The sequence below is a fragment of the Sutcliffiella horikoshii genome (assembly GCF_020524325.1).
GTDB lineage: Bacteria > Bacillota > Bacilli > Bacillales > Bacillaceae_I > Sutcliffiella_A > Sutcliffiella_A horikoshii_D.
The window spans coordinates 306375-320377 of sequence record NZ_JAIVKY010000007.1 but is presented as its reverse complement, the minus strand read 5'-3'; the positions used below and the strand labels follow the sequence as shown (position 1 = coordinate 320377).

13 protein-coding genes are annotated in these 14003 nt (G+C 29.5%); all 13 read right to left on the bottom strand.

Annotated elements, in window-relative coordinates:
* Positions 1–274: 274 nt before the first annotated feature.
* A complete protein-coding gene (locus LC091_RS10485) occupies positions 275–481 on the bottom strand; it encodes a hypothetical protein (RefSeq protein ID WP_226681947.1) in 207 nt (68 codons plus the stop codon).
* 630 nt (positions 482–1111) lie between these two features.
* Positions 1112–2056, bottom strand: a complete 945-nt coding sequence (locus tag LC091_RS10480; protein ID WP_226682395.1) for an acyltransferase family protein — start codon at positions 2054–2056, stop codon at positions 1112–1114.
* A 186-nt stretch (positions 2057–2242) separates the two neighbouring features.
* Positions 2243–2965: a 3-deoxy-manno-octulosonate cytidylyltransferase gene (kdsB, locus tag LC091_RS10475; RefSeq protein ID WP_226681946.1), complete on the bottom strand. Its 723-nt coding sequence runs from the start codon at positions 2963–2965 to the stop codon at positions 2243–2245.
* A gap of 51 nt (positions 2966–3016) precedes the next feature.
* Complete coding sequence (locus tag LC091_RS10470; protein ID WP_226681945.1) at positions 3017–3505, bottom strand: KdsC family phosphatase; 489 nt, start codon at positions 3503–3505, stop codon at positions 3017–3019.
* Positions 3502–4518, bottom strand: coding sequence for a KpsF/GutQ family sugar-phosphate isomerase (locus tag LC091_RS10465; RefSeq protein WP_226681944.1), 1017 nt, complete (start codon positions 4516–4518; stop codon positions 3502–3504). Before LC091_RS10465 ends, LC091_RS10470 begins: the two co-directional genes overlap by 4 nt.
* A 14-nt stretch (positions 4519–4532) precedes the next feature.
* Positions 4533–5363, bottom strand: coding sequence for a 3-deoxy-8-phosphooctulonate synthase (kdsA, locus tag LC091_RS10460; protein WP_226681943.1), 831 nt, complete (start codon positions 5361–5363; stop codon positions 4533–4535).
* 62 nt (positions 5364–5425) lie between these two features.
* Positions 5426–6268, bottom strand: a complete 843-nt coding sequence (locus LC091_RS10455) for a 6-hydroxymethylpterin diphosphokinase MptE-like protein (protein WP_226681942.1) — start codon at positions 6266–6268, stop codon at positions 5426–5428.
* 91 nt (positions 6269–6359) lie between these two features.
* A complete protein-coding gene (locus tag LC091_RS10450; RefSeq protein ID WP_226681941.1) occupies positions 6360–7763 on the bottom strand; it encodes a lipopolysaccharide biosynthesis protein in 1404 nt (467 codons plus the stop codon).
* Positions 7764–7889: 126 nt separating this feature from the next.
* Positions 7890–9134, bottom strand: coding sequence for a glycosyltransferase family 4 protein (locus LC091_RS10445; protein ID WP_226681940.1), 1245 nt, complete (start codon positions 9132–9134; stop codon positions 7890–7892).
* A gap of 90 nt (positions 9135–9224) precedes the next feature.
* Entirely contained in the window at positions 9225–10424 is a 1200-nt protein-coding gene (locus LC091_RS10440) for a hypothetical protein (protein ID WP_226681939.1), read from the bottom strand.
* 31 nt (positions 10425–10455) lie between these two features.
* Positions 10456–11640, bottom strand: coding sequence for a glycosyltransferase (locus LC091_RS10435; protein WP_226681938.1), 1185 nt, complete (start codon positions 11638–11640; stop codon positions 10456–10458).
* A gap of 19 nt (positions 11641–11659) precedes the next feature.
* The gene (locus LC091_RS10430; RefSeq protein WP_226681937.1) at positions 11660–12793 is read right to left on the bottom strand and encodes a glycosyltransferase family 4 protein; all 1134 of its coding nucleotides are present in this window, start codon (positions 12791–12793) and stop codon (positions 11660–11662) included.
* A gap of 69 nt (positions 12794–12862) precedes the next feature.
* On the bottom strand, positions 12863–13999 hold the full coding sequence (locus tag LC091_RS10425) for a glycosyltransferase family 4 protein (protein WP_226681936.1): 1137 nt from the start codon (positions 13997–13999) through the stop codon (positions 12863–12865).
* Between the last annotated feature and the right edge of the window lie 4 nt (positions 14000–14003).

Sequence of the window (14003 nt, the reverse complement as noted above, 5' to 3'; positions counted from 1 at the left end):
ACCCAACTGCATTAATTTGCAGGGCGTACTATGTCCGGCTTATAGGTAGTTAACACCACGACTCCATTGCTCGGTACCGATTATTTTTGATTCAATGTGCATTCACTTGCTAGATGATCATTTCTTTTCAAAATATCTGATCATCCGGCATGGGTAATGCATACGATTCCTCGCTCGGTATTATCGTGGTATGAACTTTTGGTAAAAATTAAAAAGGCCCAGGTATATCAGTTCTACTGATTTCCCGGACCTTAAGGTAGAATTGATTTGCAACTCATGGCGAATCGTTATCTCCTTTTCGTCTCGTTATTGGTTTTCCACTAACTTGTTTAAACTCACCTGTTGCAAGTTCAACTTCCCAAATCCTCTTACATCTTCCGCACTTCGTCTGAACGGGACCAGCAGCTTTATCCCCTTTATCCAGCAGCCTGTAACCACAAACAGGACATTCAACTCGCATAACATTAGCTTCTTTTATCATTTGTATTCCTCCCAACTGTGTTGAAGCTCTTTTATATTAATTAGTATTTCAATATTAATGTTTTACATCAGAACATATGTTCTGTATAGAGCAAAAAAAATAAACCCTCTGAACTTTTATAGCTCAGAGGGCATGTTAATAAGAAGTGAGTCTTTGTGTAAAGCGTTTTAATAGGTTAATGCATTAAATTGAATTGCATGAGAAGATATGAACGCCAAATCCTTAGCCGATCAACGGGCAAGATAATAACATTCAACAAGGGCTCTGTAATTTTTTCTTAAAAACGCCCAGAATTGGGTGAATGCAATAATCTCACGTTTAGCTGTTCTATAAAAGTTTTCTTTTCGCTTTTGAAACATTAGCATAGGATGAAGCGATGGTAACCCTTTGGAATAAGTCTCTCATGGGATATCATTGTTCAACTTTACTTATTCAGTATTCACATGATTTTCTTCACACAATTGCTATTAGGGTAAACCACTTTTTCATTAATCCGAAATTGGGATTCCAATTTCAGTTTTAATTCCTGATCTCATGTTCCAGACATTAAGTAACTTTCTGAAACTATTATTTTTAAAAATAATATTTAAAATAATTAATAGGTGGGATTTGACGCTCGTATAAAAAAATTTAACTTCCTTTAATAAGAAGTGAAAATGTTTTGAATCGTTTTGTCAACATAATTATTATAATGCTTCCTTTTATAGAAAGTATCGTCAATAATAATGCATTACTTATACCAATTTCCTGAAACAGTTGCATAAACAAAATGTGATATAAATAAATAAGTAAAGAATTTTTGCCTAAATAATTAATAAATTTTAAATTTAATGTAGTTTTTTCAAAGCAGAACCAAGTAAAACCTATTATTAAAAAGATATTATTAATTATAAAAAGGGCAGACGAAAAAACATTCTCATCGAATACACTAAAAGATGAAAAATGAAAATCTTGAGTCTTGAAGTCTAAGTAGATTTTTAATAAAGATAATAAGAAAAATGCAAACAGACTAATCAATGCAATTTTTCTTTTTATTACTTCTTTATAAAAATTTGTTAAAATAAATCCAATTAAAGTAAAAATAAACCAACCTAAAGAACGCTTTGCCTCAAAATAGTAATAATAGGGAATATAATGTTGTATAGCGATGCTAATTATTAGAATAAATGGCAAAAGAGTAAATATTACTTTAGTTTTAAAATGAGATAATATATATATTAAAATAAAATGAAATGAAACAGAATAAAGAAACCATAGATGATAAGATGGAGTAATAAAAATGAAAATAAAATTTCTAATTGAAAAGTCAAAATTACTCCAGAAAATAAAATAAATAATCGATGCTGTAAAAAATGGAATAATCAAACGTTTCAATCGTCTGATTAAATAAAGAAGGTTCATCTTCTCCTTATTTATCAATATTCCAAACAAACAAAGAAACAAGGGCATATGAACATAATAAATTAGGTATTTTCCTATACCATACTCAAGCGCATGTCCAAGTACAACTAAGATAATTAAAATACCTTTTAATAGATCTAAAGTATGATTTTTGTCTGTATTTAAATTCTTCACCAAAGATATATCACTCCTTTCTTATACTATGATAAGGTGATTTTCAATAATATATCTTTCATTTATTAAGTGTAACAGCATTAAGGGTGATGTATATCTGTAGCTTAATATAAACTACAGATATGCATCACCCACTTTTTCAACTATCACCCATGCTATTACTCCACTTTAGTAAAACAAGTAAGTCTAAACTTCCTTTTCCTTGAAATAGTTTCGTACTTTCGATAAGTCATCTTCTGTATCAACACATTGAACTGAATTTTCCATCTCAACCATTTTAATTTTATATCCGTTCTCAAGAACTCTAAGAAATTCAATAGATTCAGCCTTTTCAATTGGTCCCATGGGTAATGTTAAATATTTTAACAAAAATTCTTTCTCAAAGCCGTACACTCCAACGCCCTTATAATATTTAGGGTTTTTGTCACTGAAGTTATATGGTATACGACTTCGTGAGAATAATAGTGCATAACCATTCATATCAGTAACTACCTTTGCCCTTTCAGATGCATCTATACCATCAGAAATAGGATGCATAAGGCTATAGGCCACGTCTTGGTCGTTAATTGAATCTACAAGCAAGTCAATAGCTTTTCGATAAATCATAGGTTCATCACCTTGGACAATTATTACATAATCAGTATCTACCTGTGTAACTACTTCTGCTGCTCTAGAAGTACCATTCTGATGGTCTTCACTTGTTAGAAATACTTCTGCTCCAAAATTTTCAGCTTCATCATAGATACGTTGATCATCAGTAGCAATTATTACTCTAGCTATTTTTTGGGATGATTTAGCAGCCTCATATACTCGTTGTACCATTGGTTTACCACAAATATCAACAAGCGGCTTTCCCGGAAGCCGTGTTGAATTATATCTTGCTGGTATTATTGCAACAACATTTTTCATAATCTTCTCCCTTCTATACAAAAAGGCAACATCACTTTTACATATAAAAACTTATCTATGTTGCTCTAAAATCAAGGTAGCAATTTCCCTAACTGCTCCATCCCCACCATTGAATTCAGATTTATAGTCGACTATTTCATCTAATTCCTTTGTGCAATTCTTTACTGCAAATTTACACCCGACTTTTCTCAATATACCTATGTCATTTATATCATCACCGATATAAGCGATTTCTTCATCATTTAAATTATATTCTTGTTTAAGCTCATAATATTTCTCAATTTTATTATCAATTCCCTGATAAACTTTGTCTATACCTAATTCTTTAGCACGTAAACAAACGATTTCAGATGTCCTCCCAGTAATAATAACTGTTTTTATCCCAAAATCTTTTAATAATTTTATTCCATAACCATCTTTTACATTAAATGCTTTTAATATTTCTCCATTTAAACCGATATAAATTTTTCCATCTGTTAATGTACCATCCACATCCATTATTAGCATTTTGATTTTTTTTAATCTTGAACCACTTATCATAGAACTATTCCCGCTTTCAATATATCATGCACCCTTACCATTCCTACAACAGTTTGTTGATCATCAATTACAGGTAAAATTGCAATTTGTTTTGGTCTATTTTCCATTAATTCTAATGCTTTTATTGCCAAATCATCCTTATTAATTGTTATTGGATTTGTTGTCATAATTTCTTTCACCTTAACTTCAAAAATATCATAACTATGATTACTCTTCTCAATTAATCTTCTAAGATCACCATCTGTTATAATTCCTAACAGTTTTTGTTCAGCATTTACTATGTTAATTCCGCTTAAACCTTTCGAACTCATTTCTATAATAGCTTCTTTTAAGTTGGAATCTTGAGAAATCACTGCATTAGCTTCATTTTTTAACATAATATCATTAATCTTTATAAGTAATCTTTTCCCTAAAGCACCATTTGGATGAAATACAGCAAAGTTCTCTGGTTTGAACCCCAGTAATTTTGATAGAACTACTGCAATAGCATCTCCAAAAACTAACTGTGCAGTAGTACTTGTAGTGGGTGCTAAATTATAAGAAGATGCCTCTTTTATAATTGGCAACACAATACTTAAGTCAGAATTTTTTTCTAATGAAGAATTCACCTTGCCTGTTATACTAACTAGTTTAGCACCAATGAGCTTTATCGATGGAATTAAATTTAACACTTCATCTGTTTCACCACTATTACTAATAGCAATTACTATGTCATCCTTCGTAATTCTACCTAAATCACCATGCACACCTTCGGCTGGGTGTAAAAAGTATGTTGGGGTTCCTAGGCTAGACATTGTTGCAGAAATTTTATTACCTATGTGACCTGATTTCCCCATTCCAGTAATAATAACCCTACCATTAATCTGGTTTATCATTCTAACCAAAGTTTCGAAATCACCATTTAAAGTATTTTTAATCAAATTCAAAGTTTCAATTTCAACCTCAAATACTTTTTTCCCTTCCGCCACTATATCTATAGCAGTGTCTACTCCTTCTTCAGTAAGCAACTTCACTTTTTTCCCTCCAATTAATATTGTTTTGTTATCGAGTCAATTTCTTTTAATTTTTTTAGCATTTCTTCCATGTTATCTAACTTAACCATATTAGGACCATCGGAAAGGGCGTTATCTGGATCTGGATGTGTTTCAATAAATAAAGAATCAATACCTATTGCTACTGCTGCCTTTGATAAAGATTCCACATATTCTCTATTTCCACCCGTTGATGTACCTTTTCCTCCAGGTTTTTGAACACTATGAGTACCATCGTATACAACAGGCTGTCCAATTTTTCGCAACTCTATTAAACTCGTCATATCAACAACCAGATTGTTATACCCAAACGAAGTTCCTCTTTCACATAACAACAATTGATTATTTCCAGATTCAAACATTTTATTTTTAACATTAACCATATCCCATGCTGCTAAAAATTGTGCTTTCTTAATATTTACAGGTTTATTAGTTTTAGCCGCTGCTTCAATTAGGTCAGTTTGTCTACAAAGGAAAGCTGGTATCTGTAATACATCTGCAACTTCTGAAACAGTTTGAGCTTGTTCAGGTAAATGTATATCAGTTATTACTGGAATTTTATATTCAGTTTTTACTTTATCTAAAATTTCAAGTCCTTTTTCTAGTCCAGAACCCCTAAACGAGTTTATGGATGTTCTATTTGCTTTATCAAAAGACGATTTAAAAATAAAAGGAATATTTAATCTATTTGTAATTTCTACTAATCTATCCGCCGTTTCCATAACTAATGACTCTGATTCTATAGCACAAGGTCCAGCTATTAGAACAAACTCATTATTTCCACCTATTTTTATGTCTTTTACTTTAACAACATTTGTTTTTTGCATTTGATTTGTCACTCCTAATAATTATAGAATTTAAGTTATGTTTTAATTTAAACCAGTAACCGTTATATATTTCCATTAAATTTTAGATCGTCAAAATTGATCCGGGTAAACACTTCTAATTTACCACCACGGGTTGCATTAAATATTTTAATATCATTCTTTCTACAATAAATTTCTGCTGAAATATATGCATTCTCAGACAGTACGAGATTTGGTAAATTCCCAGGCTTTTTTCCTTTATACTTTTTAGTAAAATGATTATTAGTATTATCATCTCCATTATTTACTACTGTACCATCAGGTAATACAGCATTTGAATAGTTATGGTCAACTCCTATCAGATAAATTTCCTTAAAACCCATATATGCTGCAATTTGAATTGCAGTATAAGTTACAGTAAAGCCTTCATGAATTACATTTGATATGTTAGAACTAAATCTTGGTAAATTAGGGTATGCATTTTTTCTATCTATATAACAATATGTCATATCATCTGAGTAACTTACATTAATATGTTTCACATCAAGTGGTAGGAAACTATTATTTGTACTTAGACCATGTATATCACTACACCTATCATATATTTCCTGAACAGCTATTAAATCTTGTGTAACATAATATGTCGGCCTCCATATGGTCTCATCATAAATTGAGAATATCATATTTGTAGCAAATGTAACTTCCCCTGAAAGTTTCTCTAAATCTTTAATTTGCAAACTGGGACCATTACCAATTATAAAACACCGCTCACCCATATGTTGTTCCTTTAATTTTTCTATCTCTTTTTTACTTCTTCGATAATGTTTATTAAACTTACATAACCAAACAGATAAAATATATTTTTTTTTCATAAGTTTTAAGTAACTGTTAAACAATAACTTATTGGATTTAAGTAATTTCTTCATTTATTTTCTCCTTTCCATTATTTACTTCATCAAAAGGTAAATTTATTTGACCATAACTTTTATTGTATTAAGATTAAGTTAGAGAGCCGATTTATAATGAATTGATAACTTTTTTAGTCACCTTAGGTATAGCCTTTATCACTTCTAAGTTAATAGTTATTATTGATATAAAAATTACTATATTAAGCAGCATAGCTATATAACCATCTAGGTAGACGAAGTAAATCTGAAAGATGTATAAAATAAAGGATAGAATTAATATATGAAGCCGTATTTTTAATTTTACATATTTTTGTGTATCAATTATTCTATATATAAGAATAAATAGGTAGCTACAAAAAGTGGCAATTGCCGCACCGTTAATTCCAATAAATGGAATAAGTAGCAAGTTTAAAACTAAGTTAATAACGGCACCAATTAAGGCAGATATCATATTACCCATGTTTTTCTTTGCTACCATATAATTAACTCCTAAAAAAGAAGCAAGTGTTGATGCAATGAATGCAAGAATTAAAAAAGGCACATATCTCCATGCGGTATAAAAGTTGTCGGAAACAAGTATGTCCATCATAGGTTTTAAAAACAATAATAACAAAGAACCTATAATAAAAATAAATTGCTGTAGATACCAAAATATATTGCTATAAAACTGATTTGTATTACTTTCAGCTGCCTTTTCCTTCACAGCAGAGAGTTGCCACGCCTGAAGAAATATTCCTGAAAATACACTTAATATAGAAGGTAATTTATAAGCAACAGCATACAACCCATTTGCAGCAAGTCCCATAATAGCAGTAACTAAATACCTATCTGAAAGGTTAATGACCCACCACATTAGAGAGTTAGGAATTAATATAATACTATATTTTACCATTTCAATTGCTGTTGGCTTATCCCATGAATAAATTCTAAAATACTTATATATTCTCCCAAATATTAAAATCAAAATGATATTAATAATGTATGATAATATGAATCCATACAAATATCCGTTTATCCCCATATCCAAATAAACCAAAAATAAGATATTCAATAATGCAGATGATAGTGTGAAAAATATATTACAAAACGAATAAAAATATACTTTTCCTATTCCTCGCATAAATTGTAGAAGAACTGGATAAATAGAACTTAGTGACCAAAAAAGTAAAATTGGAAGTGCATAGTTCTTTAAGGAAGGGATGTTTAAAATTATTGGATATGTCAATATTCCTATAGCATTACCAACTAAGCATAATTTAAATGCAATAGAAAAAATCATACGGTGATCAGAATTTTTATCTAAAGCATACCTTATTACTGCCTCTTGCATGTTAAGCATTAATAAAGGAGTTATTAAAACTCCAGTAGTCATAATAATATCAACAGTTCCATATTCACTTTGTGTTAGTACAAATGTATATAGAGGCACCATTAAAAAATTAATAAGTTTTGAACCTAAGTTACCAATTGCAAAAATTAATGTATTAGATAATAAGTATTTAATTCTAGTCATTTATACTTTCCTTCCATTAACAGTGGTATTCAAATTAAAGTGTGATAAGTGAATGAACTAGTAACAAATTAGTTTTTTATGCTTAAATACTTATTACATTTTACATAAAACTTAATTTCAAATTATTTAAGAATAATGTAAAACGTCAGATAAAAAGGCATCTAATTCTGAAGGCAATGTTTTCAGATTATGATAAGAAATAGACTGATGATAATTATTTTTAATTAAATCATTATATAAATCTTGATCATTTTCCAACTGTAAAATTCTATTTGCTAGCTCTTTGTACTTACCATTCTTAAAGGTTAAGCTGTTAAATCCATCTATTACAAATTCTGATGTTTGTTTAAAGTTTGTTAAAATTATTGGTTTCTTTGCCATTCCAGCCTCATATAATGGACGTGCCTGGTGTGGTTCAGTAGAGGGAAATACAACAAGATCAGCTGCTAGTATATATTTTTCTGGTTCTAAAACAGCAGGTATGAAAACAATTCTGTCCCACAATTTATATTTGTGTATTAATTTTAAAATGTAAGCCTCATAATCTAATCCTAGTAATAGCTTTATTTTGTGGAAAGCAGTTTTGCAGTCACCAAGCTTTTTGCACCTTTTTTCACTTTCAAACTGAAGAAAAATAAGCTTCACATTTTTATTTTTAATTCTGTTTAGTGCTTTTATTATCACATGTGCCCCTTTTAATTTCGAAACTCCACCTAAATAGATAATTTTAAGTGTATCTTTAGTTAATATTGAATTCATTTTGATATTAGTTTGATCACTTAATTTATAGTTGGAATAATCTACTTTATCAGTTATTACTCTCGAACATCCCAATGTCTTTCCTGTTTCTTGTAAATCATTGTCAGATATAAAAGCAACCCCATCAAAAAACTTTTTCAGAGATTCTTTAATAATATTTGTTCTAACTCCAAATAAGCCTTTTGCATAAGTTTCTCTATGAAAACATATAGTTTTTATCCCCATTTTCTTAATCAGCGATCCCATCCAAAACAAAGTCATAGAATTAACGATTACTACATCAGGCTTGCTTTCTAATATAACTTTTTTTAATTCTTTCCAGCTTCTTTTAAAAAGAAAAATGTCAATTATATTTTTTAAGCTATTTCTGCCTAAAATGAACCTGTCACAGCCAGAATAGTGTGTAAAGAATACAGGTGTTTTATTAGCTCTAATTGTTTCAATTTCATTTTTTTCTAACCAATTATAGATATGAGGTGGATTAGTTGGACAGTAAACTTTAAAGTCATACTTTTCATTCAGTGACTTTAATGAATGAGCAATATGAAAAAGACTAACTCCGGCACCTCCAATATAGCCGCTATGGTGAACTAGTAAAATCTTTTTTTTCATAAATTTTCCCCTAATCATTAAAAGTTATGACTTAGTTGAGTAGTTAAATTAAATATAAAATTATAAACATCTTTTACTTTTCTTATCTAATTACACCTTTTTATTTATTTCTAACATTCCGATGAATATTAAATATAGGAATAAAGGCCTCCAAAATAAAGTTTCTGTTGAGAAAAACATTAACAATATTAGAAAAAAGACAACCCATTTAGAAGTTACTTTTCTAGTGAAATTAAAATAACCATATATTAACATAAATGTGAAAGGTAACCCTAAAACTATTGTAGTATGAATTATCGAATTCCAAAGCGGAACACCAAAAGACTCAAATGTACTAAAAGATATACCAAAAAGGTTAATTCTATTATCCACAAATAAGTAGTTTAAATCACCTAATGAAATCCTTTCGTAGATTCGACCTTCCATAAATAGCTTATTAAAGGCAAAGAAAAAAGAGTCTATCAATGATGCGGAATTATTTAAAATATATAAGCTAGATAAAGTAATAGTTATTAGTAACAAAAAACCTGTTATTTTATTACTAATAAAAATTTTTCTAGAAAAGCTGAGTAAAATTAAAATTAAAATAATATATCCATTAGTTGAAAAAGTTGTGATAATAGTAATTATGAAAGTTAATAATACGTAAATATTAACTTTTGATGCTTTTATCAGATATAAGAACAGAGCTAGATTTAAAAATGCTTGATACGCACCTGGCTCCCAAAAAATACCTGAATTTCTAGACAGTAAATATAAGTCACTATAGTCTTTAGCACTTAGGAAAACATGGATATAGGCATTATAGTAATCAGCTGTATTCGGTCCCTCAATAAATTTGAAATTATATACAATTGCAGGATAGATTTGTTGTATTAAAAAAAACACCAAAGATACTAGTGCCAAAGTAAACATTACTTTGGTGTATTTATCAACAAAGCTATTAAAACTTATAACATAAGTTAAAAAGAAAGCAACCATAATTTGTAAGAAAATGGCGATATAAGGGTTGAAGTGATAATCCATATTAATTAAAATTGTAAGAAGCATAGATAAAGTAAACAATAGAATAAAACTAATTTGTTTTATTCTAGACTTATCAAAAACAAGTTTTATCTTACCTGCATAAATAAAACTAAGTATTACAATCAAACTACTAATAAATAGAATAGGAACAGCAACATTATATAAATCACCTAGAAAAAATATATTTCCTGACTGATAAATCATAAATATAATAAAAAAATAATTAAGTATATTAAAGGTAATCCCCTTCGATTCTTCACCCATCAGACTAACTCCATCAGATTTTTTTTCAATGCTATGCATGGATATTTTCCTTTAAAAAATTCACTAATTCTATGTCAATCTTTTCCCAGGTCTTATTTTCAAAAATAAAAGCCTTTGCTTGGTTTGCTTTATTTTTATAGTAACCTTTTTTATCATTACGAACTAACTCTATTTCCTTTGCCCAGGAATGTTCATCCGCACTATCTAAGGCTATAATATGATTATAGTACTCATTAGGAATCCCCTGTAATTTATTACATATTACTGGAACTCCAGTTGCCATATATTCTACTAATTTGGATGGAAAGGTATATTTTGTGGTGTAATCATCTGGTTCTCTAGGTGCAATTAATAAGTCTGCCTTTCTTTGTATCAACATAATTTCTGCATTAGAAACAGTCCCATGGAATTTAATATTAGGATTATTTTCCGCAGATTCTCTAACAAACTTCTCCATAATTCCTTTACCATAAATATTAAGTCGTATAGTTTTGTCTTCGATTTTCTTTATGGCTTTAATAGCCAACTCAATACCTGAAAGTTCATTTAATGAACCAGAAAATACAATATCAAATTTTTCGCTTTTTCTTTTTACTACTGCTTTGCTTTGAAAGATTTTCTCTTCAATTCCAGCTTCAATAACAAGATAAGGTTGTTTATTTCCAAAATCTCGCACAATATTTTTTGTTAAAGAAATTAATAAATTAAACTTTTTTATTAATTTAACTTCTAAATAATCTTCTAATCTACTTATTAGACTTTTATTAGATTTCTTAATTGGTAAATCTGCTACAATAGCTAATGACTTGCAGTTAAAGATTGTAGAAATCAATAAAACCGGGATTGCAAAATATGAAACTGTATTATAAACAATGATTACTTTTTCTTTATCATTATAATTTTTTAAGCCCCATACCATTAAGTTAATAAATATAGAGAGCCAAATTGTTATTTGTTTGATAACAATGAGATTTATAAAAAAAACCTTTTTTATAGGTATCTTATTATCAATTGTTTCATTCTTCCCACCTACAACAATTTTCCCATTTCCCCTCCATTGTTGATGTGGTTCTACTGAAATTACCTGTACATTACCTAAATGCCTAGAAAAGCTCCTTATAAAGCCTAATTGCATTTTATTTCCTGCAACTGATGAACCTAAATAATTCATTACATCTTTTTCTTCTACTACAGAACCAACTATAGCAATGTTCAAATGATCACCTCCAACAGAGTTAAGTCCACGGACATTTAGGCCTCTCATTTGACTTTTTATAGAACGTATAATCAACTATATCTATAAAATATTGTCCTACAATTTCCGAAGATATTTTACTTGCATAACTTCTTGCATTTTTCTTAAATTCCGTAATGACATGTGGATTTTCTAGTACTGACGTTATTGCTTCTGCAAGATTCATTTCATTACCTGCTTGAAATACAATTCCTGCTCCACTAGCTCTAATAAGTTCATCACTCGTTGCTTGATCTGAAATAACTACGCCTACACCCGCATTGATAGCCTCATTAGCAATAAGATTCCAGCCATCATATCTACTAGGAACAATACATAGGTCATACTCTTTAATTTTCGAAACTACATCTTCGGATTTCCATGTACCTTTGTAATTAATCCTTTGATTATTTTTAGCTAAATTAAGTATTTCATCTTTTAGATCTCCATACCCACCAACAAAATCTAATCTCCAATTTTGAGCATTAATCATTTTAAGGGAATTCATCAAAATATCTACACCCTTAAAACCAGAATTCAATCTACCTATATATAATAACTTAATTTCCTTTGGGTCAAAGTTTGAATCAAGCTTATCATCTCTTTTTATAGAAGGGTTATACATAAATGGAAATAATCTATCGTTGTTAAAACCTAGTTGACTGTACGTAATTTTCCCTTTCTGTCCCATAGTTAAGAATAAATCTATCTTTCTTGAGTAAATAAAGCTGTAATATCTATATAAATTATTGACTAGAGAATTGTTAAATCTATTTGTACTGTAGTAATTAGGTCTTTCTGCTAAAATACAAAGCTTTTTGCTATTATCCTTTGCATATCTTTTTAAAACATTCTTAAATTTCCCTCTAAAACCATTAAAAAAGTGTATCGCATTGGGGTGTTTCCTAAAAACTTCCTTTATAGTGCTCTCTGGATCACTTTGATTCTCAAGTATTATCTGTTGCAATCCTCCTGCATCCCAATCACATTGTTTTCGCTCATTTGAATAATCACTATGACAAATAAAGATAACACTATTGCCCCATTTTTCATTTAAATATTCAAATGCCCCTCTCTCTACATCTACAGGTACATCCCGCCAGAAAATCAATTCATCTCTCTTAATTTCTTTCATTGTTTTGCACCTCTAATCTTTTCGTTAATTAGATTAAAATCAAACGAATAAGTTGTAGCAGACTAATTATCATAAATCTGTAAATAAATGAAGATAACCACTAGTTTGAACTGCTTCTGAATATTTTTGTTTTGCATATTCATAAGCATTTTCTGATATCTTATTAATATCTGCTTCATCCATAGCTACATATGCTTCAAGGACTTCTATAAATCTATTAACATCATTTAGTGGAATTACATTTCCACACTTCATTTCATTAAAATCAAGCCAAGGCGTAGTATTACTTATTACAGGAATACAACCTGCAGCAAGTGCTTCATAAATAACATGTCCATAATTTTCACCTAAGGTAGGAAATAAGAATATATCATACTGAGAAAAGATATCGATAATCTTTTCTGAATCAGCTTCACCTTCATATCTCCACGATATATTATTAGGTAATGAATGTAATAATCGTATACACTTATTCCAATAACCCTTATCTTCTTGAGTACCATAAATTACAAAATCAATATTTCCTTTAAGTCCTGAGATAATTTCTATTGCATAATCTAAATTTTTACTCTTAGAAATTCTTGAGATAAAGACTATTTTCAATGTTCCGGGTTCTTTGCATTTAACTTTTATTTCATTAGGGAACTGTCTAGGCAAGTCTTCTGCAATATAGCACTTTGCATCTTTTCCAATTATCTCCTGAACTTGTTTCTTTTCAATTGTTGATGTAACTGACCAAATTAATGATGAAAAAAGTCCAAGATATTTAAAAAGATTAACGAATAATCTTTTTTTAAATCCTTTTATATTATAAGCTCCTTGTGAAAAAGAACCCATTGATGCTAATATCACTTGCTTATTGATCAATTTTACTTTTTTTAATATCATCATCTTAATACTATAGTTGTTATATGGTCCACAACAATAGATTACGTGAGTATCTTCGGCTAATTTCCTCAGTAACGAAAAACGCAAACCATTTGGAGGAACATAATAAACCATTGCATTCCCCACTTTATTCCATTCGTGATGCAAAATGTTAGCATACGGTTCAGACTCATTATGATCTCTATCACTCGTAACTATTTTAAAGTCTATTTTCTCATGGAAAGTATCAACTAGGTTAGCAATGGTTCTAACAGGGCCACCATCTTTATAACCCGGAAGATACCTACCCATCAGAATAAGAACTCTTCTTCTTTCCATTTCT